The organism is Roseateles saccharophilus (assembly GCF_031458095.1).
In the GTDB taxonomy this organism is placed as follows: domain Bacteria; phylum Pseudomonadota; class Gammaproteobacteria; order Burkholderiales; family Burkholderiaceae_C; genus Pelomonas; species Pelomonas saccharophila_A.
Genome location: NZ_JAVDXU010000003.1, coordinates 821,874 through 843,451 on the forward strand (window position 1 = coordinate 821,874; position 21,578 = coordinate 843,451).

Below are 21,578 nucleotides of genomic sequence, written 5' to 3' on the forward strand. Positions count from 1 at the left end.
TCCTGAAGAGATTGATGCAGTCACGGCGGCACTTGTCGCCGCGTCACTGCACAGGGGGCACGCCCAACTGGCCCAGGGCTTGGAGCAACTGGCTCGGATCGACATGGATATCCCGTTGAATGAGCAGCGGATGGGAGTCTGCTACGGCCTCTCCCACCACGAAACAGTGGCCGACGCCGAGTTGCTCCAGCGCGTGGGCCCACGAGGGGAAGTTGGCCGCAAACGTGGAGCACAGCGACACGACGCGCGCACCCGGCGTGCAGAAGACACAGTTCGACATGGCGGATCCCTGCGCGCCGACAACGACGTCCGCATCACGGAAGCGCCGCACCTGCTCGGCAAAGCTCAATGTCTCCGGGTGAAGTTCCTCGAACCCCCATTCCCCGACCAGCATTTCGCTCAGCAGATCTTCGTTCACGACCCGCCGCGTCGAGCTGCGGCGCCGGACCAGGAGCCGGCTGCCGCGCGGCGCGCGACTGCCACCGACCGCGGCATGCATGCGCCCGCGCAGGTAGATCAGCCCCCCCACGGCAGACGGCGCCACCGAGGGCAGCGACGGTGCGCCATAGCGGAGCACGTGCGGAAAGAAGACCTCCGGACCGGCCAGCAGCAATCGCTCGGCCGACGCGCAGCGTCCCTTCGCCACACGATGAATGGCGCGGCCCGGCCCGAGCAACAGCTGGAGCGCCTCGATGTGGGTCTCCGGCATGTCGTCCTCGACCAGCAAGGACGCGGTGGCGGCAGCGGGATGCTGCTCGAGCGAGCGGAAACGGATGAGCGTGTCGAGCAGCCAGTGCCCATAGAACCTGACCGCGGCGCCGAGGAGGGAAATCACCGTCCCTGGCACGCTGTCCGTGGGCAACTCGCGGAGCACGAGCTGCGAGACGGATCCCATCACGATCCACGCATCGAAGTGGTAGTTGACAAGCTCGCCCAGGGGGTGGGTCAGGTTGTCGCCGAGCACCCTGCCGTTGGGGAGCAGCACGATGTCACTGCCGGCACACACCGTGGCGCCCGCCGCGTCCGCGACGTACCGGGCGCACAGCAGGGCCGGTCCGATGGCCCCCGTCAGGTCCAGCGGCCGGGCACCAACGCTGCGCGGCGCCGGTATCTCCACGATGCTCGCGGGCTCGATGCGACGGAACTCGACCATGCCTTGCAAGCTCTCGTCGAATACCGGCGTGAGTGGAAAGGGCCCGATCAAGGCACTTTGCACCTGCGCGCTGATATGCGCCACGTCGGCGTCCTCGATGGCTTCGCCCTCTTCGAAGCGCGTGCGGATCAGCAACTCCCTGGCATGCGCGTTTTCAGGCGAGCGCGCGATTGCGATGCCGATCTGTTGCATCACGCGCTGGCGCGCGGCGGACATCGCCCTGCGCATCTGCCGCCGCACCACGCCCTCCGCCTGCGCGGCGGGCTCGGCTGCCGAGGGAATGCAAAGGCTTTGCGCCGTCAGCATGCGCCCGCTGCTCATGAACAGGCAAGAGGCCAGCAGCGTCTGGCCGAAATGCCAGCGCGGGTAGTCCCGCAGCAAGGCAGGCAGCCGCCTTTCCAAGGTCTCGAAATCGCCCTCCTCATGAAGGCTCAGCAGCGTCTCCTGCACGGTGGCGGCCGGTCGCAATCCCGCGACCGATACCTGCAGTTCCTCGAGGCGGGTCTGCAACGCACGCTGGCTGCGCACGCTCTCCGGCAGGGTCGCGGCGAAGCTCAGGGCCTGCTCCTCACGACCCAGGTGACGCAGCGATTCCAGCAGGGCCAGGCTCAGCTCATACTGGGCCGGAAAGCGCTTGAGCGCCTCCTGCAGCACGTCCACCGCCTGCGCGAAATTCCTTGCCCGCCACAGCGACAGCCCCAGGAAAGCCACGCCCTGGGGATCACCCGGCCTCTGCTGCAACGCCGCGACGCACAGCGCGAGCGCTTGCCGGTGATCCTCCCGAAGGCTGGATGCACGCGCGGCCAGAAGCAGTTCGTCAGGCGTCTGCAAATCGTCCCCTCAGTCGCGAAGCACGCGCATCAACGTGGCCAGAATAAGCTTCAGGTCGGTGCTGAAACGCGCACCGGCCGCATACTCGGCCGACAACCTCAGCTTGGCCGGCAGGACGACCTCGCGATATTCACGCTCGGGGTCGGCCGCCGCGGCCAGCAGCTCGGCCTCGTGGCTGAAAGCCAGCGACGCCGGATCGGTGATGCCGGGGCGCACGGCCAGCACGCGCTGGCGCAGGTCGGCCGGGTAGAGATCGACATAGTGCGGCAGCTCCGGCCGCGGGCCGACCAGACTCATGGCGCCGCGCAGCACATCCCAGAGCTGGGGCAGCTCATCCAGCTTGGTCCGGCGCAGGAAGTGGCCCGGGCGGGTGATGCGAGGGTCGGCGCCGACGGTGATGGCCGCACCCGGCTCGACGCGCATGGTGCGGAACTTGTGGATGGTGAAGGGCGCGCCGAAGCGGCCGACGCGGGTCTGGCGGAACAGCGCCGGGCCCGGCGAATCGAGCTTGATCCAGACGGCGGCCAGCAGCAGCAGCGGTGCGAGCGCCAGCAGCCCCAGCGCCGAGCAGACCATGTCGAACAGGCGTTTGATCAAACCAACAGGCCTCGCACGGCGGCGATGACCCGCTCCACGTCCGCGTCGCTCATGGCCGTGTACAGCGGCAGGCTGACGGTGCGCTCGTAGGCCTTCTGCGAATGCGGGAACTGCTGGGGCGTCAAGCCATAGCGGTCGCGCCAATAGGGATGCTGATGCAGGGGCACGTAATGCACGCTGCAGCCGATGCCGGCGGCGAACATGCCTTCGATGAAGGCGTCCCGCGTGATGCCGGCCGTGTCGGCCAGGCGGATGACGTAAAGGTGCCAGGAGTGCGTGTCGCCCTCGGGCGCATCCGGCGGCAGGATGAGGGGCAGGTCGGCAAAGGCCTCGTGATAGCGCATCGCGATCTGCTCGCGGCGCACCTGGAAGGCCGGCAGGCGCTTCAACTGGTGCAGGCCCAGAGCGGCAGCGATGTCGGTCAGGTTGTACTTGAAGCCGGGCGCGACGATCTCGTAGTACCAGCTCGGCACCTTGGCCGTGAAGCGGTCGAAGGCGTCGCGGCTCATGCCGTGCAGGCGCATCACGCGGGCGCGCTTGGCCAGCTCGGCATTGCGCGTCACCAGCATGCCGCCCTCGCCCGTCGTCATGGTCTTGTTGGCGTAGAAGCTGAAGACAGCGGCGTCGCTGCCCAGGGTACCGATCAGCTCCTTTTCCAGCGTCGTCGGCAGCGCATGAGCGGCGTCCTCGATGACGCGCAGGCCATGACGGCGCGCGATGTCCAGGATGGCCAGCATGTCCACGGCCAGGCCGGCGTAATGCACGGGCAGGATGGCGCGGGTCTTGGGCGTGATTGCGGCCTCAATGGCGGCGATGTCGATGTTCAGCGTCGCCGGGTCGATGTCGACCAGCTTAACGTCGGCGCCCAGATAGCGCACGACCTCGGCCGTGGCCGTGAAGGTGTGGGTCGTCGTGATGACCTCGTCGCCCGGGCCCAGTCCGATGGCCTCCAGGGCCAGGTGCAGACCGGCGGTCGCCGAGTTGACGGCGATGCATTCGATCTGCGGGTCACCGAGGAACTCGGCAAAGGCCTGCTCGAAACGCTTGGCCTTGGGACCGGTCGTGATCCAGCCGGACTTCAGCGTGTCGACGACTTCGGCAATCTCGTCGTCGCCGAGCTCGGGAAGGGCAAAGGGGAGGAAGGGCTGGGCGCTCATGGGGCGGGATTTTCGACGATCAAGGTTTCTCGATCAGGACCAGGCGATGCGTGCGCAGCCAGGGGACGAGGTTGAGCAGGCCATAGGCTGCGGGAAGGGCGCGCGCCAGCGGCGGCGCCAGAGTCACGCGGCGGGCGGTGAAGCGGCCCTGTGGAAACAGCTGGCGCACGCGCGCGAGCGGCACGCCGCGCACGTCGGGGTTGCGCGGGTTGTTGACGGTGAAGTCGTACCAGACGATGGCGCCGCCGGGCTTGAGCCAGCGCCACATGGCGTCAGCCACGCGCTGCTGAAGGGAGTCGTCGAGGATGGAGGAGAAGACGGTGGACTGCAGCACCAGGTCCTGGCTGGCCGGCGCCACCTCGGCCTGGGCCGCATCGCCCGCCAGCAGACGCACGCCCTCGGGCAGGGCTGCGCGGGCAGCGGCGAGGCGCTCGGGCAGCAGTTCGATGCCGGTCAGATGGGCGGGCGGCAGCCCCAGGCGCAGCAGGTCCAGCAGATTGCCGCCGGCACCGCAGCCCACCTCGGCGGCGTGCCAGTCGGCCGGCCGGCCGGGGCGAGTGGCAAGCAGCTTGAGGAGCTCGCGCTGGCGCTCCTGCCACATCTGCCAGACTTCGGGGCGCAGCAGGCTGTAGCGGTCACCCGTCTCGCGGCGCGCATAGCGCTGAGCGATCTGGTCGAGCTCGCTCACGACAAGGCCTCGATGAAGCGGGCCGCCAGCACCGGATAGGCGTGATGGGCCATGGCGAAGGCGCGGCCGCGCTCGCCCATGGCCGCGCGCTCGGCGGACGACAGCGCCGCCAGCTTCAGCAAACCCTGAGCCACGGCCTCGGCATCCTCGGGCGCCACGGTCAGCCCGGCACCGGCCTCGGCCACCGGATCATTGCCGGCCTCGACCGAATGCAGCACGGCGCGGCCGGCCATCAGATAGTCGATGAGCTTGTTGGGCGCGATGCCGAAGCGGTAGATGGGCGTGCGCTGCCAGCCGATATAGGCGATGTCGAAATGATTCAGCAGCGTCGGGATCTGGGCCTTGGGGATGGGGGCGAAGAAGCGCACGTTCTTCAACCCCTCGGCTTCCACGCGCTGGGCCAGCCGCGTCGCCTCGTGGCCGCTGCCCACCAGCACGAAGCTGATCGGTGGCCCGCGCAGCTTGGCGGCGGCATCGAGCAGCACGTCCAACGCATTGGGCAGGCCCATGGAGCCGGCATAGCCCACGATGACGCGGCCGGCGGCGCGCTCGGCATCGAGATGCGCCTTCAGCGTCTCGCCCAGAGGCGCACTCGCTCCCTGCCACTCCTCGGGCGCAAAGCCATTGGGCACGATGCGCAGCCGCTTCAGGTCCAGGCCCCGGGAAGCCATGTGCTCATGCACGCAAGGCAACATGGAAACGACGACATCGGCATCGCGGTAGGCGTCGGCCTCGGCCTTGCCACACATCAGCACGAAGGGATGATGCGGCGACATGCCGGACAGCTCGATCAGCGACAGCGGCCAGAGGTCGTGCACCTCGTAGACCAGTTTGGCCTTCGCGAGTTTGGCCAGCTTCTTCGCCACCCAGACATCCATCGGATAGGTGCTGGACGCGATGACGGCATCGGGCCGGAACTCGCGCGTCAGCCGCCAGGCATCGGCGCGCAGCTGGCGCAGGAAGGACAGGATGTTGCGCAAGCGGCCCACGCCATTGCCCTGGTAGCTGGGCACGGGCAGCCAGCGGTAGCGGATGCCGTCGATGATCTCCTCGCGCGGCAGCCCGGCCATTTCGGGCTGCACGGCCCGCACATGCGAATAGCTGGCCGCGACGATGGTGACCTCATGCCCGGCCCTGATCCATTCGCGGGCCAGGTAATAGGGCCGGAACTCCATGCCATGGGCGGGCGAGCCGGCGTAGTGGTTGACGAGGAGGATCCTCATGCCGGGGTCAGCTCTTTCAGTCGGGTCAGGAAGCGCTGCACATGGGGCTCGAACAGCCCGTTGACCGCGACCCAGTCGCGATTGACGACGGCGAGCTGGGCCGTGTCCAGTGTGGCCATGCGAGCCGGCAGATCGTCCAGTGATCCGACGATGAGCCCGCGCGCCGAGTCACCGATCAGCTCGCGGTTGGCGGGCAACTCGGACAGCAGCGGCACGCAGCCATGGGCCATGGCCTCCAGCACCGAGACGGAGACCGAATCGCTCTCCGGCAAGCTGAGGAACCAGGTCGAGCGGGCGTAGTGGCCGGCCTGGGCCTGGGCGTCGAGGCGGCCGACGAAGCTGACCTTGTCGGCCAGGCCGCGGGCGGCGACATCAGCCTCCAGCGCGGTGCGCAGCGAGCCGTCATTGGCAACAACGAGGCGCGCCTCGGGCTGGGCTGCGGCGATGCGCGCGAACGCCTCGATGACGAGCTGTGGGCGGTAGATGGGCTCGAGGCCGCGGTTGGCAAAGCACAGCCAGGGCTGCTTCTGCGCGTTCTGCCTGGGCAGCGCTTCCAATCCGAAGGGAAAGGTCATGATCTCCTTGGCGCCGAGCTCGCGCATGCGTTCGGCCATGTGCAGGGAGTCCGACGTCGTCACGGCGCATTCGCGCAGCACCTTCTTGGTCATCCAGCGCCAGGCGCCGCCGCGGTTGGGCGTGACGAGGATGTCGCTGCCCCAGGCCGAGCCGGCGATCTGCGCCCGCAGTCGCCAGCCCATGCGGGCTGCCCAGGCCAGGCTGCCATGGGAGGTCAGGTAGTGGGCGTGCAGCCAGTCTGCATCGGTCTCGGCCAGCCAGGCGCCGACCTTGGGCAGTTGCTTGATCAGCGCGACATTGCCGCCGCCATGGTCGGGCGCCGTGTTCAGCGCCAGGCGCTGGGCGTCGGGCAGCAACTGGTGGAACTCGGGCAGAAAGCCGCGCGAGGAGATGGCATGCAACTGCACCCGGGGCTTCAGCGCCCGGGCCCACTTCAGCAGATGGGGGCTTTCGCCGTCGCCGATCAGGACGAGCTTGAGGCCGCCGCCAAGACTCACAGCCTCACCCCCGACCAGGCAGCATAGGCCTCGCGCAATTCCGGATGCCTGGCCAGCAAGGCCGCATCACGCTCGCGTGTGTCGCCCACCTGGCGGGCGGGCTGGCCGGCCATGATGGCGAAGTCGGGCGCCTCGCCGCGCAACTGCGAATAGGCGCACAGCATGGCGCCCTTGCCGAGCACCGCTCCGGGTTCGATGAGGCTGTGCGGGCCGACAAAGCTGTAGGCGCCCAGGCGGATGGCGGCCTTGCGATAACCCGGCAGTTCGCCGCCCAACGTCGCGCTGCGGCGGCCGTTCACGCGCAGCGCGTTGTGGGTGCTGTGGGTCACGATGGAACAGAAATTGGCGATCTGCACACCTTCCTCGATGACGAGGCCGGCGCCGGCGTCGATGAAATTGAACTGGCCGATGAAGACATGGTCGCCCAGTTGCAGGCCGGCCTCGCCCTCGATGCAGGTGCTGGGTGCGATGCGCGAATGCGGCGCGCCGGCCTCGCCGAACAGCATGCGAAAGCCCAGCAGCCGCACCAGGCGGCGACGCAGGCGGTTGATGAAGACACGCATCATTCCCAGGTCCACAGTGCCCAAAAGAAGTAGCCGAAGTAGAGCAGCATCGCCGCGGACACGCCCCAGCCCGCGCCGGCAAGGCCACCAAGCCAGAGCCCAGCGGCCAGTCCGGCGATGAAGAGGACCTGGCCGACCAGGGCCAGCTTGAGTCCCCAGCCCTGGGCGCCCCAGGCCATCAGCACGACGGACAGCGGCGAGGCGATGAAATGCAGGGCCACATAGGGCGCCAGCGACCGCGCCAGCTCGCCGGCGCCGCGCCACTCGGGGCCAAAGATGGTGGCGAACAGCCAGGGTCCGAAGGCCAGCAGGGCCAGCATCAGCGGCAGGGCCAGTGCCGCCAGCAGCAGCAGGTTCTGGCGCACCAGCGCGCGGCCCTCGGCGAGGCTGGCGGCCTGGGTCAGCCGCGGATAGAGGGCCTGCGACAGCGAGCCTCCGACCAGAGAGGCGGGCGCCTTCAGATAGCGCAGTGCCAGGGCCCAGGCGCCGGCCTCGGGCGAGCCCAGCCAGGCTGTCAGCAGGGCGATGGCCAGAGTGTCCTGCAAGGCGCCGGCAAAGGCATGGGGCGTGTTCAGCAGTGGGAAGTCGCGGTGCTTGGCGGCCATCTCGCGCAGGGGTTGCGGCTCCAGCAGGCCACGCCAGCCGCCGGCGGGTGTTGGGCGGGCTTGCAGCGCCGCAGCCGCGACGGTGGCCAGCGCGGCGCCGCCGATCAGGCCCCAGGGCCCCGCCTGCAGCAACCCGAAACCGACCTGGGCCAGGGCGCCACCGCCCCATTGCACGACGCGAGCCCAGGCCAGCGCGGCGAACTGGCCCGCCCGGGCCGCCCACTGGGCCAGGGCCTGGCTGGCCGAAGCCGCCAGCACGATCAGCGGCAGGGCCGCGGCGGCGGGCAGGTCGGCCCAGATCATCCAGGCCCCACCCACGACGACGGCCGTGGCGGTCATCGCCAGCAGCATGCGCAGGCACAGAGCCAGCAAGGCCGCGGCGCCGGTTTCGTCCTTCTCCAGGGCCAGCGCGAACTCGTAGCGCGCGCAGCCGACGACCGCTAGATTGCTGGCCACGGTCCAGACCAGCGAGAACTGCCCGTATTCGGCCGGCGTGTAGAGCCGGGCGATCCACGGGCCCAGCAAAAGCGGGATGGCCTGGGCCAGCGCGCTGCCGGCTAGCAAGGTGAGAGTGGCGCGCTTCAAGCTCATGGGGCGCGAGATTCTAGAATCCAAGGTTCGACTGAAGGCCCGCAATGACCACGACCCCTCCGACTCCCGCTGCCGACGACAACCAACTGATCGCCGAGCGCCGCGCCAAATTGGCCGCGCTGCGGGCCGCCACGGCGGTGCCCTTCCCCAACGATTTCAAGCCCCAGCACCGTGCCCAGCCCCTGCAGGCCCAGTACGGCGAGGTACCCAACGAGGAGCTGGAACCCCAGGCCATCAAGGTCAGCGTGGCCGGGCGCATGATGCTCAAGCGCATGATGGGCAAGGCCAGCTTCTGCACGCTGCAGGACGCCACCGGCCGCATCCAGCTGCGCGTGACCATCGACAACGTCGGCCCCGAGGTCTATGACGCCTTCAAGCACTGGGACCTGGGCGACATCCTGGGCGCCGAAGGTACGCTGATGCGCACCAAGACTGGCGAGTTGTCGGTCGCCGTGACGACGCTGCGCCTCTTGACCAAGAGCCTGCGTCCGCTGCCGGACAAGTTCCACGGCATGACCGACCAGGAGCAGAAGTACCGCCAGCGCTATGTCGACCTGATCACCGACGAGGACGCCCGCAAGCGCTTCACGGCGCGCTCCAAGGCCGTGTCGGCCATCCGCAGCTTCATGGTGGACCACGGCTTCCTGGAGGTCGAGACGCCCATGCTCCACCCCATCCCGGGTGGCGCGAACGCCAAGCCCTTCAAGACCCATCACAACGCGCTGGACCAGGAGATGTTCCTGCGCATCGCGCCCGAGCTTTACCTGAAGCGCCTGGTGGTGGGCGGCTTCGAGCGCGTGTTCGAGATCAACCGCAACTTCCGCAACGAAGGCATCTCGGTCCGGCACAACCCCGAGTTCACGATGATGGAGTTCTATGCGGCCTACTGGACGCATCACGACCAGATGGACTTCACCGAGGCTGTGTTGCGCCATGCGGCCGTCGCCGCCACCGGCAGCGCCGCCCTGACCTATGCTGGCAAGCCGGTGGCTCTGGACAAGCCCTTCGCCCGCGTGTCCGTGCGTGATTCGCTGATCCAGTTCGCCGGGCTGACCGGCGAAGAGGCCGACAACCCTGACGTGCTGCGCGCCAAGATCATTGCCGCCGGTGAAGAAGCGCCGGCGCGCTGGAGCCTGGCCGAGTTGCAGTTCGGCCTGTTCGAGGCCGTCGTCGAAGAGAAGCTGTGGGAGCCCACCTTCATCATCGACTACCCCGTCGAGGTCTCGCCGCTGGCCCGCGCCTCAGACGCCAACCCCAAGATCACCGAGCGCTTCGAGCTCTTCATCACCGGCCGCGAGTACGCCAACGGCTTCTCGGAGCTGAACGACGCCGAAGACCAGGCCGCGCGCTTCCACGCCCAGGTCGCCAACAAGGACGCCGGCGACGAGGAGGCGATGTTCTTCGACGCCGACTTCATCCGCGCGCTCGAATACGGCATGCCCCCGACCGGCGGCTGCGGCATCGGCATCGACCGGCTGATGATGCTGATCACGGATTCGCCGTCGATCCGCGACGTCATCCTGTTCCCGGCCTTGCGCCGGGAAGCCTGACGTCAGGCGGCGAGCGATGCGGGCGCCTTGCCCGCAATGATCATCGCCAGCACCTCGTCCTCGTTCACCGCGGCCGTCTGGGTCACGCCGACCAGGCGGCCGTTCTTCATGACGGCCAGGCGGTTGGACAGCGCGAAGACGTCTGGCATGTCGTGAGTGACCAGCAGGATGCCCACGCCCTCGGCACTGAGGCGCCGGATCAGCTCGTGCACCATGGCCGTCTCGGCCGGGCCCAGGGCCGCACAGGGCTCGTCCATGATCAGCACGCGAGCCTTGAACTGCAGGGCGCGTGCAATGGCCACCACCTGACGCTGGCCACCCGACAGGGACATCACCGGATCGGCGATGTTCTTGAAGTTGGGATTCAGCCGCGCGAACAGCGGCACGGCCGCGGCCCGCATGGCGGCGTCGTCGAGCAGCCCCAGGCGGGTGCGCATCTCGCGGCCGAGGAAGAGGTTGGCGACCGAGTCGAGGTTGTCGGCCAGGGCCAGCTTCTGGTGGATGGTCTCGATGCCGGCGGCTCGCGAGTCGGCCGGGCTCGCGAACCTCACCGCCCCGCCATTCAGCAGCAGCTCGCCGCCATCGAAGGGCAGCGCCCCGGCGATCATCTGCATCAGCGTGGATTTGCCGGCACCGTTGTGGCCCAGCACCGCCAGCACCTCGCCGGGCGCCAGGCTCAAGGAGACGCCATCCACCGCATGCACGCCGCCAAAGGATTTGCGCGCTCCGCGCACTTCAAGCAAAGCGCTCATTTCTGCACCACACGGTCGAAGACAACAGCTGCCACCAGCACCTGGCCGAGCACGACCATGCGCCAGCCGATGGCCACATCGGTCAGCAGCAGGCCGCTGTCGATGCTCTGGATGATGAGGGCGCCCAGCACGGTGCCGCCGACGCTGCCGCTGCCACCGGCCAGGCTCACGCCACCGATGACGGCCGCCGCGATGACGGTCAGCTCCATGCCCGTACCCATGGAGTTGGTGCCCGCGTTCAGGCGCGCCATCGCGACAATGGCAGCCAGCGCCACGAGGGCCGCCAGCAGCAGGTTCAGCTGGATCATCACGCGTCGCACCGGAATGCCGGCCAGGCGCGCCGCGTCCGGGTTGCCGCCGATAGCGTAGACATAGCGGCCGAAGCGCGTGTGCTTGGCAATAAAGCCCAGCAGCAACACGACGGCCACCCAGATCACGAGCGGCAGCGGCAGGCCCTGGCCCTGCTCCTGGCCTTCGAGGCGATAAGCGTTGAAGACGGCCACGGTGCCAAAGACCGCCAGCGCCGCGAGACCGGCCTTCAGCAGTTCATGCTTCACGTCGGCCGGCACGCCGCCGGCCCGGAGCTGCGCGCGGCGCTGCACGAGCTGCCAGCCCACAAGCAGGGCGACCAGCACAACGCCGAGCATCCAGCTGCCTCGCTCGCCAAGAGACCCGTCGAGACCGCCACCCAGAGCCAGCAGCCAGGGCTCGGTGATGGGCTGGGTCTTGCCGTCGGCGATCAGGAAAGCCACGCCGCGCAGCGACACCAGGCCGCCCAACGTCACGACAAAGGACGGGATGCCGATGACGGCCGACAGCCAGCCCTGGAACAGGCCGACCAGCAATGCCAAGCCCAGGCCTGCGAACAACGAGGCGACGACCGACCAACCCTGGGTGTACTGCAGCCAGGCCATCAGCACGCCGACGGCGCCAAGCAGCGAGCCCACGGCGAGGTCGATCTGGCGCGCCACGATGATCAGCGCCATGCCGCTGGCGACGATGCCGACGACGGCCGTCTGCTGGGCGATGTTGTAGAGGTTCTCCGCCGTCAGGAAGCTGCCGGTGAGGACGTGAAAGCCGATGGCAATGGCCACCAGCACGGCCACCATGACGGCGAGCCGCTGGGTCTGGGCGCTCATCGCCTCTCCTATTTGCAGGCCGCCGGGGCCTTGGCGGCATCCACGCCCTTGCAGACGACGGCCTTGGACACCCAGCCGGCGCTGATGACCTGGTCGAGATTGGCTTGCGTGACGGCCACCGGCGCGAGGAATTTGGCCTGCAGCGAGACCTTGCGCTCGCCGCCGGCCCAGGGCGCGGCACCGTCGACCTTCTGGCCCGCCGCCAGTTGCACGGCGGCCGCTGCGGCCTCCTTGCCAAGCGCGCGCGAGTCCTTCCAGACCGAGACCGTCTGCGTGCCCAGCGCAATGCGGTTCAGCGCGGCATGGTCGGCGTCCTGGCCGCTGACCGGCACGCCCTTGATGCCACGGCCCCCCAGCGCGGCGATGGCGCCACCGGCCGTGCCGTCATTGCTGGCCACGACCGCGTCGACGCCGCCCTTCAGCCGGGTCAGGATCTGTTCCATGTTCTTCTGCGCCACCTCGGGCTTCCAGCCGTCGGTGTATTCCTCGGCGACGATCTTCACGTCACCCTTCTTCACTGCATCCGCGAGCGCGTCCTGCTGACCGGCGCGCAGGAAGTCGGCATTCGGGTCGCTGGGCGAGCCCTTGATCATCACGTAACGGCCCTGCGGCTTGGCGGCCAGCACGGCCTTGGCCTGCAGGCGACCGACCTCGCGGTTGTCGAAGGTCAGGTAGAAGACCTCGGGGGCCTCGATGAGGCGGTCATAGGCCACCACCGGCACCTTGCGCGCCTTGGCCTTGTTCAGGGCCGGGATGATGGCGTCCTTGTCCATGGCCAGGATGATGAGAACCTTGGCGCCCTTGGCCAGCAGCGATTCGACGTCGCCGATCTGCTTCTCGGGAGAGCCACCGGCGTCGGCTGACACATAGCTCGCGCCCTGGCGGGCGAGTTCGGCCTTGATCGCCGCCTCATCGGTCTTCCAGCGTTCTTCCTGGAAATTGGACCAGCTCACGCCGACCACCGGGCCGGCAGCCAACGCTGTCATCGAGGCCGTCAACAGCGTCGCCGCTGCCCACATCTGCTGCATTCGCATCTTGTCTCCAACGCCCTTGTCGTGCGGGCCGCGGATTCTAGGAACGCAGGCAACAAAAAAGCGACCCTCTCGGGTCGCCTTTCATCGGTTTGAAACCGCTTTGTTTCAGCGCTCGGCTTAACGCGAAGCCAGGCCGGTGGCGGGGCGCACGATGCGGGCCGGGAAGTCGCCCAGTTCGCGGGCGGCGTTCTCGCCATGATCGGCAGCCAGGGCGGCGGCCGTCTTCTCGTCAGCGCGCACTTCGGTGGGCTTGACGCTCAGAATGGCTTGGCGCGGCAGCTTGGCAGTGGCAACGGCGGCCTTGGCACTGGCGGGGGTCGTCACTTCGACGCCCTTTTCGCCTTGGATGGCGGCCAGTTCACCGCTGTTGCGGGCGGCGACCAGGTCGGCAACGACTTGCTCGCGGGTCAGCGGGGTGGCGGTTTGGGCGGATGCGGCACCCGCGGCGACGAGGGCGATGGCGGCGATGACGGTGGACAGCTTGCTCATGACGGGCTCCTTCAACTACTGGCAGGAACGTCCTGCTTGGGGTCATTCGGACATCGCGACCGCGGTGTCCATGGCCCGAACTGTAGGGAGCCGGCCTCAGTAGAAATACTAGGCTGGCGGGAACTGACTATTCATTTGACGCAAACAGTCATCCCTAGATCGTCATCGCTTCGCCACATCCAATCAACGGTGTTCGAAGTTCGGCGCGCGCTTGGCCAGGAAGGCCTCCATGCCTTCGCGCTGGTCATGGCTGCCGAACAGCGCATGGAAATAGCGGCGCTCCACGGCCACGCCATCGGTCAGCGGGCCCTGGTAGGCGAGGTTGACGAGTTCCTTGATCAGCATGACCGAGGGGCCGCTGAAGCCATTGATGGTTTCGGCCGCGGCCAGCGCCTCTTCCAGCAGCTTGTCGGCCGGCACGACGCGCGACACCAGGCCGGCGCTCTCGGCCTCGGCTGCAGCCATCATGCGGGCGGTCAGCAGCATGTCCATGGCCTTGCTCTTGCCGACGGCGCGCGGCAAGCGCTGGGTGCCGCCGGCGCCGGGCACGATGCCGAGCTTGATCTCGGGCTGGCCAAACTTGGCCGAGTCGGCGGCGATGATGAAGTCGCACATCATGGCCAGCTCGCAGCCGCCGCCGAGGGCAAAGCCGGCCACCGCGGCGATGACGGGCTTGCGCACCTGCAGGATGGTTTCCCAGTTCTTGGAGATCAGGCCGCTCTTGAAGGCCGTCGCGAAGGTGTGGGGCAGCATGGTCGGGATATCGGCGCCGGCCGCAAAGGCGCGCTCCGAGCCGGTCAGCACGATGCAGCCGATGCTGTCGTCGGCGTCGAAGGCGAGCAGGGCCTCGCCCATCTCGTCCATCAGTTGGTCGTTCAACGCGTTCAGCGCCTTGGGGCGGTTCAGCGTGATCAGCGCGGTCTTGCGCGGGCCTTCGCCGTGGACGGCGGTGATGATGCATTCATAGGTCATTGGGACAGTCTCCTGGGGATGCCGTTGGTTGATTCTGGCGCGGCTTGCAGCGGCGCGCTCCTGAGCATGAGGTCGATATAGGTGTCGGCGTCCTGGCGGATGAGCAGGCGCACGGGCAGGAATTGCAGCGACGGCGCCAGCCAGACCTCGGCGGCCAGGTCGCCACCGGCAGGCGCCCGGGTCGGCCTGAGGTGCCAGCTGGCCAAGGGGCCCATCGGCGTGTCCAGCATCTCCTCGCCCACCACTTCGTATTGCCAGGCGTATTGCCGGCGTGGCAGCACCAGCGGGAACTGCACGGTGCGTCCGGCCTGCAGCGGCTCGCGGCCGGTCAGGAAGAGCCAGGTCAACTGGACGAACTGGCTGGCGGAGTCCTGCGCGCCACGCTGCGACGGCTCGCGCGCGCCGCTGGCGAGCTGGACTTGGGTTCCGAGGAAGAACACGCTGGCGCGCCGGGCATCGCTGAGAACGACCTTGGTCTCCTCGTCATAGCGCTGCGGCGCAATGCCCTCGGGCGTCAGCAAGCCCTGGCTGCTCATGCGGCGCGAGATCAGCGGCGCGAAGCCAGGGCCGACGCCGACGTCCAGGTGGACCTGATAGTCGCGCCCCTGGCGCAGCCACTCGACCTGGGCCTGACCGCTGACCGGGCCGCGATAGTTGCCCGTCAGCACATAGCTCAGGCGCGTGGACAGCGGCCACTCGGGACCGGGCTCGCCATCGGCCGGCGCCGATGCAGCCATGGCGACGGATGCGGCTTCGGCGGGCGCCGATGCAGCCTGCACGACAGGCTCGCCAGGCGGCACTGGGGTGGCCTCAGGCACATGAGCCGAGGCCGCGCTTGCCGGCAGCGCAGGGGCGGCCAGGGGCACTGGCGTCTGCCGCGGCTTCGATCGCCGTGGCGGCTGTGCGCGCATGGCGGGCGGCTCCTGCAGCTGCATCTCCCGCACCAGGGCCACCTGCATGCGCGGCGGCATGGGTGGCGGGCCGTCGCTGACCCAGCCCTCCTGGATGCGCTGCACCTCCCGGCCCAGCAGCAGATGCAGCATCAGCACGGCCAGCACCAGCAGGCCCGGTGGCCGCGGTGTTCTCATCGTGGGCTCAGGCGCCGAGCCAGCGGCGGCGTGTGGCGTGAGGACCGTCGGCCAGCGTCAGCGCGACGGCCGCAGAGCGCGAGGCCGGCAGGTCGACGTCGAGCTCAACGAGGCGCTGATCGCGGCTGACGAGCAGGCGCAGCCGGGTCCCGCCACTGCCCAGCAGGCTCAGCACATCGTCGAGCCGGCGCAGCCGCCAGCCATTGCAGCCGAGGATCTCGTCGCGCGCATTGAGGCCGCCCGCCTCGGCGGCGCCACCGGTCAGCACATGGGTGACGCCAATACCCGTCAGCGCCGCCTCGCGCACACGCAACCCCAGGCGTTGGGCAACGCTCGCGCGCCCTTCATCGCGCCAGGTGACACCCTGCCCTTCGAGCAGCTCGCGCAGCGGCAGCTCGTCGGTGCCATGCACCCACGCCTGCAACTGCGCCGCGATGTCTGCGCCGCCCAGGGCCGTCACGGCCGCCAGGATGTCGGCCTCGCTGATGGGGCCGCCGGCGCTGCGCTTCCACAGCCGCGTCATCAGAGCGTCCAGGCTGGACTTGCGCCCGCGCAGGCTCAGGTCCAGACAGAGGGCCACGAGAGCACCCTGGGCGTAGTAGTTGCTCGCCGCATTGACGCTGTTCTCGTCGGGCCGGTAGTACTTGGTCCAGGCCTCGAAGCTCGCCGACGCCAGCGGCTGCACTTGCCGGCCAGGGCCGGCCAGCACGCCATTGACAGAAGCGGCCAGCAGCTTCAGATAGCGCGGTCCATCGACCAGACCTGCACGCCGCAGCATCAGCTCGTCGTAATAGCTCGTGAAGCCCTCGAAGAACCACAGCAGCTCGGTGTAGTTCTCGCGCTGGTAGTCGAAGCTGGCGAACTCCGCCGGGCGCAGCCGCTTCACATTCCAGGCATGGAAGTATTCGTGGCTGAACAGGCCCAGCAGGCGGGCGTAGTTGTCGCTCGGCGTTGCGGCTTCGGCGGCCGTGGGCAACTCGCGTCGCGCGCAGATCAGGGCCGTGCTGGCACGGTGCTCCAGCCCGCCATGGCCATCGTCCACCGCCCAGAGCAGGAAGCTGTAGCGTTCGAAGGGCGCTGCGCCCCAAAAGCCGATCTGGGTCTCGCAGATGCGCTGGACGTCGGCCAGCAGGCGCTCGCCGTCAAAGCTGGGCCAGGCGCCGGCCACGACGATGCGATGCGGCACACCGGCCGCGACGAACTCGCCCTGCCAGTGCGGGCCGATCTCGAAGGGATGGTCGAGCAGTTCGTCGTAGTCGGCGGCCTGCCAGCCGCCGTCATCCGCGGCACGCATCTCGGTCGCGACACGCCAGCCCTTGGGCAGGCCCGCGAGCTCGATGCGATGCGCCTGAGCTTCACGGCCGTGGGCGCGCAGGCACAAGCTGCTGGCATTGAAGAAGGCGCGCTGGCTGTCCAGCCACGCCGTTCGCACCGAGGCGTCGAAGGCATAGACCTCGTAGCTCAGCACCAGGGCCGCACGGCCGCTGCAACGCACGCGCCAGCTGGCCTTGTCGAGCTGCTCGACCGTCAGCTCATTGCTGCCCTGCCGGGCCGTCAAGCGGCTTAGCTGCTTGGCGAATTCGCGCACCAGATAGCTGCCCGGAATCCATACCGGCAGGCTGAAGACCTGCTCGGCCGCTGGATGGGTGAGAGTCAGCGTGACGCGATAGCGGTGGGCCGCTGTGTCGGCCAGCTCGACGCGGTAGCTCGGCCCGCGCATCAGCTGCCCGCGGCGGCGAGGAAGCAGCTCAGCGCCGCAACGGCCGTGAGCCGGAAGCGCAGCGTCAACCAATCGGCCGCGCCCAGCTGAGGATAGACGCGCCGGTCGACGAGATAGCAGGCGACCAGCACGCCGCCGTGCAGGGCCAGCCCTGCATAGGGCGGCATCACGACGCCCAGCCAGCCCAGCAGCATGGCGCAGACGCCCCAGACCAGGGGCTGACGCGCCGGCAGGCCACCGGCGAAGGACAGGCCCCAATGGATGCCGCCGAGAAAGGCGATGGTCAGGCCGGCATAGGCCGACATGGCCAGGCTGACAAAGGTGTGCTGGTCGAGGTCCCGGTCGCCGATCAGCCAGATCAGCGCGCAACCGAGCAGAAAGGGCATCAGGCCGGCATAGCCCAGGCGATGCGCGAGCTCGCGGCGATCGGCGCTCATCGTCTCAGGACTTGCTGGCCGCCGCGGCCAGGGCTTGCAGGCGCTTCTCCAGTTCCACCGGGCCAACGGCGCCAGGGATGCGGTTGCCGTCTTCCAGCAGGATGGCTGGCGTGCCGTTCACATGGATCTTGCGCGACAGCGCGAGATTGCGCTCGATGGCGGCGTCATCGCAGGAGGCCGGCGGCTTGCCGGGCTGCTCGCCCTTCAGCATCCAGCCCAGCCAGGCGTTGGCGTTGTCCTTGGCGCACCAGATCGCGCGCGTCTTCTCGGGGGAGTCCCCGCCCAGGATGGGGATGAGGAAGGTGTAGACGGTGACGTCCTTGAGCTCCTGCAGGCCCTTCTCGAAGCGCTTGCAATAGCCGCAATTGGGATCGGCGAAGACGGCAATGCGGCGCTTGCCGTTGCCGTTCTTCCACATGACCGCATCCTTGAAGGGCAGGCTGGCGAAGTCGATCCGGTTGAGTTGGGTGACGCGCTCCTCGGTCAGGTTCTTCTTGGCCTTCAGATCGAAGAGCTCGCCTTCGATGAGGAAATTGGCCCCTGCGTCGGTGTAGCGGATCTCATTGCCGATGCGCACCTCCCACAGCCCCGGCATGGCCGCGGGCCGGACCTCGTCGATCTTGGGCGCATTGGGCATGCGCTCGGCGAAGGCCTTGCGGATGGCAGCTTCATTGGCCAAGGCAGGCAGGCTGAGGGTGGCAAGAACGACGGCCAGAAGGCGGAGGACGATGAAGCGCACGGTGATGAGGCCGGTTGGAGGTCAGAGCCCGAGAGCACGCTGGGTCAGCCAGCGCTTGACGGGGGTGAGTTGATTGAGGGCATCCAGGCCGCGGTTGCGCAGGCCCTGGACGGCGGGAGAGGAATGGGCGAAGAGGCGCTGCAGCACATCGGTCAGCTCGCCCATGGCAAGCGTCGGTGCGAGGCGCTCGCGCGCGTAGCGGCGCAGCAGGCGTTCGTCGCCAAGCGGCCGCCAGGCTTCGCGCTGGGCCAGCACGCGGGCGAGCGCGGCGACATCGCCCAGGCCGAGGTTCAATCCCTGGCCGGCCAAGGGATGGACGATGTGGGCGGCGTCGCCCAGCAGCACCCAGCCCGCGCCGCTGACTGCATCTGCCCTGGCCAAGGCCAGAGGCCAGCTCGAGCGTTCGCTGCCGAGCTTCAGCTCTCCGGCCGCAGCGCCAGTGGCGGCGTTGAGTTCGCGTTCGAAGTCCGCGTCCGGCATGGCCTGCAACTGTTCGGCCCGCGCCTCGGCGCAGGACCAGACCAGGCCATAGGACGCCCCGGGCACCGGCTTCTCGAAAGGCAGCAGGGCCAGCACTTCGCCGCCCGGTTGGAACCACTGGCGGGCGACACCCTGGTGAGGCTGGTCTGCGCTCAGTCTTGCGGCCAGGGCACGGTGGCCATAGGGCTTGGGCTTGAACGCCACGCCCAGCGCAGCGCGCGCGGCCGATTCGCGCCCCTCGCAAAGGGCCGTCAGCGCAGTCGGCGTGCCGTCGGCGACGTTATGGACATGGGGAGAAAAGCGCAGCGCGGTGGCCAGCTGGGCGTCCAGTGCAGCGGCGTCGACGATGACCGCCAGTTCGCGCAGGCCCTGCTGCCAAGCCGAAAAACTCAGCCGGCCGGCAGCCTGATCTGCACCCGTGTCGCCGCTGACGACCATGTCGTAGACCGGGCTGATGGCGTCGGCGGGCAGGCTGTCCCAGATCTTCAACTCGGTCAACAGCGCCACCGAGGCCGCGTTGAGCGCGTAGGTCCGCACATCGTCCGCCCGGGGCGTTTCGGACGCGCCGGTCATGCCAACACTCAGCCCCTGCGCCGCCAGGCTCAACGCCAGGCTGCTGCCAACCGCGCCTCGACCTCTGACCAATACATCCACGCTTTGCATCCGCCGATTGTAGGCAGGGGGTATGACCGCGCTGGGGCTCGGGGCAGGCGGGCGCCGGCCGACTAAAATCACCAGCTTCGGCACTGACCCTCCGCCAGTTGCCGCCCCACCAGAAAGACCCGTCATGAGCCTCAAATGCGGCATCGTGGGCCTGCCCAACGTCGGCAAGTCCACGCTTTTCAACGCCCTGACCAAAGCCGGCATCGCCGCCGAGAACTACCCCTTCTGCACCATCGAGCCCAATGTCGGCATCGTTGAACTGCCCGACCCACGCCTCGCGGCTCTGGCCGAGATCGTCAAGCCCGAGCGCGTCATGCCGGCCGTCGTGGAGTTTGTCGACATCGCTGGCCTCGTCGCCGGGGCCAGCAAGGGCGAAGGTCTGGGCAACCAATTCCTGTCGCATATCCGCGAGACGGATGCCATCGTCAACGTCGTGCGTTGCTTCGAGGACCCCAACGTCATTCACGTGAATGGCCGCGTCGATCCGATCGCCGACATCGAAGTCATCCAGACGGAACTCTGCCTGGCTGACCTCGGCACGGTCGAGAAGAGTCTGGTGCGCTACAGCAAGGTCGCCAAGGCCGGCGGTGACAAGGAAGCGGCGCGCCTCGTCGAGGTGCTGAAGAAGTGCCAAGCCGCACTGGACGAAGCCAAGCCGGTACGCTCCATCGAGTTCAGCAAGGAAGAACTCGTTGTGCTGAAGCCGCTGTGCCTCATCACCGCCAAGCCGGCCATGTTCGTCGGCAACGTCTCCGAGGACGGCTTTGAGAACAACCCCTTCCTGGATCGCCTGCGCGAATACGCCGCCGGCCAGAACGCTCCCGTCGTCGCCATCTGCGCCAAGACCGAAGCCGAACTTGCCGACATGAGCGACGAGGACCGCACCCTGTTCCTGGCCGAGATGGGCCAGGACGAGCCGGGCCTGAACCGTCTGATCCGCGCTGCTTTCAAGCTGCTGGGCCTGCAGACCTACTTCACCGCAGGCGTGAAGGAGGTGCGAGCCTGGACCATCCATGTCGGAGACACCGGCCCGCAGGCCGCCGGAGTCATCCACACCGATTTCGAACGCGGCTATATCCGCGCCCAGACCATCGCCTACGACGATTTCATCCAGTACCGGGGCGAACAAGGCGCCAAGGACGCCGGGAAGATGCGCGCTGAAGGCAAGGAATACGTCGTCAAGGATGGCGACGTGCTGCACTTCCTTTTCAACGTCTGATCGCCAAACGCTCAGCAAGCAAGGCCAGCTTGATGCTGGCCTTTTTGTTGCCGGAATTCAGGGCTTGGCAGGCCAGTATCGAACCGGCTCGTGATAACCCAGGCCCTTGTGGCTGCAGAGCAGCGCGAAGCCATCGGCGATCCAGCTCAGCGGCTGATCCAGCGGCGTCATCGGCAGGTGGTGCTCGCTGTCGTAGAAGAGCGTCATATGGGCCCCGGACGATGGCTTGCACTTGATCCTGCGGCTTCGGAATGCCGCCGCAAGGTCTTGCTGCAACTGAGTGACGGCCTGCGTTGTGGTCGCTGAGCAGGTCAAGACGCAGGCATTGCTGGGCTTGAAGCTGACCAGCCCTTCGTGCGCAACGGGGATGCGACGGCTCACGACGCTGTCGCAAGCCGCCTCGATCGCGTTCAGGGCCGCCCGCGGGTAGTTGCCCTTGAACTTGCCAAGTTCCAGCAAGGTGATGTGCCAAAGCGATGGCTTGCGCAGCTTGGATGCCAGCGTCCGATAGCGCTGCTGAAGGAGCTCGACATCGGCACGCAGCGCCCCATATTGACCAACCACATCAGGCCGAAGCGCCAGAAACAGTTCGTACTCGCTTGCCGGCTTGCGACCTGCTGGTGTTGTGGGCGCCCAGGGCGGGTCCAAGTCAGCAAAACCGAGTAGATCAAGTTGGTCGTCGGCGGACATGCTGGGGTTCCGTTCTTAATATTTGGAGCGCCCAAAGCACAAACGCCCCAGCATCTTTCGATACTGGGGCGTTGGGCTTAATAAATAGCCTGACGATGACCTACTTTCACACGGGAATCCGCACT

21 protein-coding genes are annotated in these 21,578 nt (G+C 68.0%); 2 read left to right on the forward strand and 19 right to left on the reverse strand.

The window, feature by feature from the left end; genetic code table 11:
- Positions 1-43: 43 nt before the first annotated feature.
- From J2X20_RS22715 to J2X20_RS22750, 8 genes are read right to left on the reverse strand one after another with little or no spacing between them, the layout of a single operon-like run.
- Entirely contained in the window at positions 44-1,984 is a 1,941-nt protein-coding gene (locus J2X20_RS22715) for a glycosyltransferase 61 family protein (RefSeq protein ID WP_310269904.1), read from the reverse strand.
- A gap of 9 nt (positions 1,985-1,993) precedes the next feature.
- Positions 1,994-2,581: a sugar transferase gene (locus J2X20_RS22720; protein ID WP_310269906.1), complete on the reverse strand. Its 588-nt coding sequence runs from the start codon at positions 2,579-2,581 to the stop codon at positions 1,994-1,996.
- Entirely contained in the window at positions 2,578-3,738 is a 1,161-nt protein-coding gene (locus J2X20_RS22725; RefSeq protein ID WP_310269909.1) for a DegT/DnrJ/EryC1/StrS family aminotransferase, read from the reverse strand. The genes J2X20_RS22720 and J2X20_RS22725 overlap by 4 nt, the downstream gene beginning before the upstream one ends.
- 19 nt (positions 3,739-3,757) lie before the next feature.
- Entirely contained in the window at positions 3,758-4,426 is a 669-nt protein-coding gene (locus tag J2X20_RS22730; RefSeq protein ID WP_310269910.1) for a class I SAM-dependent methyltransferase, read from the reverse strand.
- Complete coding sequence (locus tag J2X20_RS22735; RefSeq protein ID WP_310269912.1) at positions 4,423-5,649, reverse strand: glycosyltransferase family 4 protein; 1,227 nt, start codon at positions 5,647-5,649, stop codon at positions 4,423-4,425. Before J2X20_RS22735 ends, J2X20_RS22730 begins: the two co-directional genes overlap by 4 nt.
- On the reverse strand, positions 5,646-6,722 hold the full coding sequence (locus J2X20_RS22740; RefSeq protein ID WP_310269915.1) for a glycosyltransferase: 1,077 nt from the start codon (positions 6,720-6,722) through the stop codon (positions 5,646-5,648). The genes J2X20_RS22735 and J2X20_RS22740 overlap by 4 nt, the downstream gene beginning before the upstream one ends.
- Positions 6,719-7,285 (reverse strand): acyltransferase, encoded by a 567-nt coding sequence (locus J2X20_RS22745; protein ID WP_409034191.1) that lies wholly within the window; start codon positions 7,283-7,285, stop codon positions 6,719-6,721. Before J2X20_RS22745 ends, J2X20_RS22740 begins: the two co-directional genes overlap by 4 nt.
- Positions 7,285-8,481 (reverse strand): lipopolysaccharide biosynthesis protein, encoded by a 1,197-nt coding sequence (locus J2X20_RS22750; RefSeq protein ID WP_310269921.1) that lies wholly within the window; start codon positions 8,479-8,481, stop codon positions 7,285-7,287. The genes J2X20_RS22745 and J2X20_RS22750 overlap by 1 nt, the downstream gene beginning before the upstream one ends.
- Before the next feature lie 44 nt (positions 8,482-8,525).
- On the opposite strand from J2X20_RS22750, the gene lysS reads away from it, so the two are divergent.
- Entirely contained in the window at positions 8,526-10,031 is a 1,506-nt protein-coding gene (gene lysS, locus J2X20_RS22755) for a lysine--tRNA ligase (protein ID WP_310269924.1), read from the forward strand.
- Between the two features lie 2 nt (positions 10,032-10,033).
- Here the strand turns inward: lysS and J2X20_RS22760 are convergent, their stop codons facing one another.
- The 10 genes from J2X20_RS22760 to J2X20_RS22805 all read right to left on the reverse strand — a co-directional run bounded on the left by J2X20_RS22760 (position 10,034) and on the right by J2X20_RS22805 (position 19,544).
- On the reverse strand, positions 10,034-10,783 hold the full coding sequence (locus tag J2X20_RS22760; RefSeq protein ID WP_310269928.1) for an ATP-binding cassette domain-containing protein: 750 nt from the start codon (positions 10,781-10,783) through the stop codon (positions 10,034-10,036).
- A complete protein-coding gene (locus J2X20_RS22765) occupies positions 10,780-11,922 on the reverse strand; it encodes a sugar ABC transporter permease (protein ID WP_310269930.1) in 1,143 nt (380 codons plus the stop codon). Before J2X20_RS22765 ends, J2X20_RS22760 begins: the two co-directional genes overlap by 4 nt.
- An 8-nt stretch (positions 11,923-11,930) precedes the next feature.
- On the reverse strand, positions 11,931-12,956 hold the full coding sequence (locus J2X20_RS22770) for a substrate-binding domain-containing protein (RefSeq protein WP_310269933.1): 1,026 nt from the start codon (positions 12,954-12,956) through the stop codon (positions 11,931-11,933).
- A 117-nt stretch (positions 12,957-13,073) separates the two neighbouring features.
- Positions 13,074-13,445: a DUF4148 domain-containing protein gene (locus tag J2X20_RS22775; RefSeq protein ID WP_310269936.1), complete on the reverse strand. Its 372-nt coding sequence runs from the start codon at positions 13,443-13,445 to the stop codon at positions 13,074-13,076.
- 183 nt (positions 13,446-13,628) lie between these two features.
- Positions 13,629-14,417 carry an enoyl-CoA hydratase gene (locus tag J2X20_RS22780; protein WP_310269939.1) on the reverse strand — a complete coding sequence of 263 codons (789 nt, stop codon included), beginning with the start codon at positions 14,415-14,417 and terminating at the stop codon, positions 13,629-13,631.
- Complete coding sequence (locus J2X20_RS22785) at positions 14,414-15,505, reverse strand: DUF3108 domain-containing protein (RefSeq protein ID WP_310269942.1); 1,092 nt, start codon at positions 15,503-15,505, stop codon at positions 14,414-14,416. The genes J2X20_RS22780 and J2X20_RS22785 overlap by 4 nt, the downstream gene beginning before the upstream one ends.
- Positions 15,506-15,512: 7 nt before the next feature.
- On the reverse strand, positions 15,513-17,225 hold the full coding sequence (locus tag J2X20_RS22790; RefSeq protein WP_310269945.1) for a M61 family metallopeptidase: 1,713 nt from the start codon (positions 17,223-17,225) through the stop codon (positions 15,513-15,515).
- The gene (locus tag J2X20_RS22795) at positions 17,225-17,662 is read right to left on the reverse strand and encodes a DUF3429 domain-containing protein (protein ID WP_310269948.1); all 438 of its coding nucleotides are present in this window, start codon (positions 17,660-17,662) and stop codon (positions 17,225-17,227) included. The genes J2X20_RS22790 and J2X20_RS22795 overlap by 1 nt, the downstream gene beginning before the upstream one ends.
- A 4-nt stretch (positions 17,663-17,666) precedes the next feature.
- Entirely contained in the window at positions 17,667-18,341 is a 675-nt protein-coding gene (locus J2X20_RS22800) for a DsbC family protein (RefSeq protein ID WP_310269951.1), read from the reverse strand.
- A gap of 81 nt (positions 18,342-18,422) precedes the next feature.
- Complete coding sequence (locus J2X20_RS22805; RefSeq protein ID WP_310269954.1) at positions 18,423-19,544, reverse strand: FAD-dependent monooxygenase; 1,122 nt, start codon at positions 19,542-19,544, stop codon at positions 18,423-18,425.
- A gap of 124 nt (positions 19,545-19,668) precedes the next feature.
- Between J2X20_RS22805 and ychF the strand changes: the two genes are divergently transcribed.
- Positions 19,669-20,763, forward strand: a complete 1,095-nt coding sequence (gene ychF / locus J2X20_RS22810) for a redox-regulated ATPase YchF (RefSeq protein ID WP_310269957.1) — start codon at positions 19,669-19,671, stop codon at positions 20,761-20,763.
- Between the two features lie 57 nt (positions 20,764-20,820).
- Here ychF and J2X20_RS22815 read toward each other — a convergent pair whose 3' ends face one another.
- Positions 20,821-21,453: a 2'-5' RNA ligase family protein gene (locus J2X20_RS22815; protein WP_310269962.1), complete on the reverse strand. Its 633-nt coding sequence runs from the start codon at positions 21,451-21,453 to the stop codon at positions 20,821-20,823.
- Positions 21,454-21,578: the final 125 nt, after the last annotated feature.

What these genes read in the sequence shown, in the direction of transcription:
- lysS (WP_310269924.1), top strand. Translation starts at nt 8,526, where the DNA reads ATGACCACGACCCCTCCGACTCCCGCTGCCGACGACAACCAACTGATC.
- J2X20_RS22795 (WP_310269948.1), bottom strand. Translation starts at nt 17,662, where the DNA reads ATGAGCGCCGATCGCCGCGAGCTCGCGCATCGCCTGGGCTATGCCGGC.
- J2X20_RS22735 (WP_310269912.1), bottom strand. Translation starts at nt 5,649, where the DNA reads ATGAGGATCCTCCTCGTCAACCACTACGCCGGCTCGCCCGCCCATGGC.
- J2X20_RS22765 (WP_310269930.1), bottom strand. Translation starts at nt 11,922, where the DNA reads ATGAGCGCCCAGACCCAGCGGCTCGCCGTCATGGTGGCCGTGCTGGTG.
- J2X20_RS22775 (WP_310269936.1), bottom strand. Translation starts at nt 13,445, where the DNA reads ATGAGCAAGCTGTCCACCGTCATCGCCGCCATCGCCCTCGTCGCCGCG.
- J2X20_RS22785 (WP_310269942.1), bottom strand. Translation starts at nt 15,505, where the DNA reads ATGAGAACACCGCGGCCACCGGGCCTGCTGGTGCTGGCCGTGCTGATG.
- J2X20_RS22725 (WP_310269909.1), bottom strand. Translation starts at nt 3,738, where the DNA reads ATGAGCGCCCAGCCCTTCCTCCCCTTTGCCCTTCCCGAGCTCGGCGAC.
- J2X20_RS22805 (WP_310269954.1), bottom strand. Translation starts at nt 19,544, where the DNA reads ATGCAAAGCGTGGATGTATTGGTCAGAGGTCGAGGCGCGGTTGGCAGC.
- J2X20_RS22750 (WP_310269921.1), bottom strand. Translation starts at nt 8,481, where the DNA reads ATGAGCTTGAAGCGCGCCACTCTCACCTTGCTAGCCGGCAGCGCGCTG.
- J2X20_RS22790 (WP_310269945.1), bottom strand. Translation starts at nt 17,225, where the DNA reads ATGCGCGGGCCGAGCTACCGCGTCGAGCTGGCCGACACAGCGGCCCAC.
- J2X20_RS22745 (WP_409034191.1), bottom strand. Translation starts at nt 7,285, where the DNA reads ATGCGTGTCTTCATCAACCGCCTGCGTCGCCGCCTGGTGCGGCTGCTG.
- ychF (WP_310269957.1), top strand. Translation starts at nt 19,669, where the DNA reads ATGAGCCTCAAATGCGGCATCGTGGGCCTGCCCAACGTCGGCAAGTCC.
- J2X20_RS22760 (WP_310269928.1), bottom strand. Translation starts at nt 10,783, where the DNA reads ATGAGCGCTTTGCTTGAAGTGCGCGGAGCGCGCAAATCCTTTGGCGGC.
- J2X20_RS22780 (WP_310269939.1), bottom strand. Translation starts at nt 14,417, where the DNA reads ATGACCTATGAATGCATCATCACCGCCGTCCACGGCGAAGGCCCGCGC.
- J2X20_RS22770 (WP_310269933.1), bottom strand. Translation starts at nt 12,956, where the DNA reads ATGCGAATGCAGCAGATGTGGGCAGCGGCGACGCTGTTGACGGCCTCG.
- J2X20_RS22815 (WP_310269962.1), bottom strand. Translation starts at nt 21,453, where the DNA reads ATGTCCGCCGACGACCAACTTGATCTACTCGGTTTTGCTGACTTGGAC.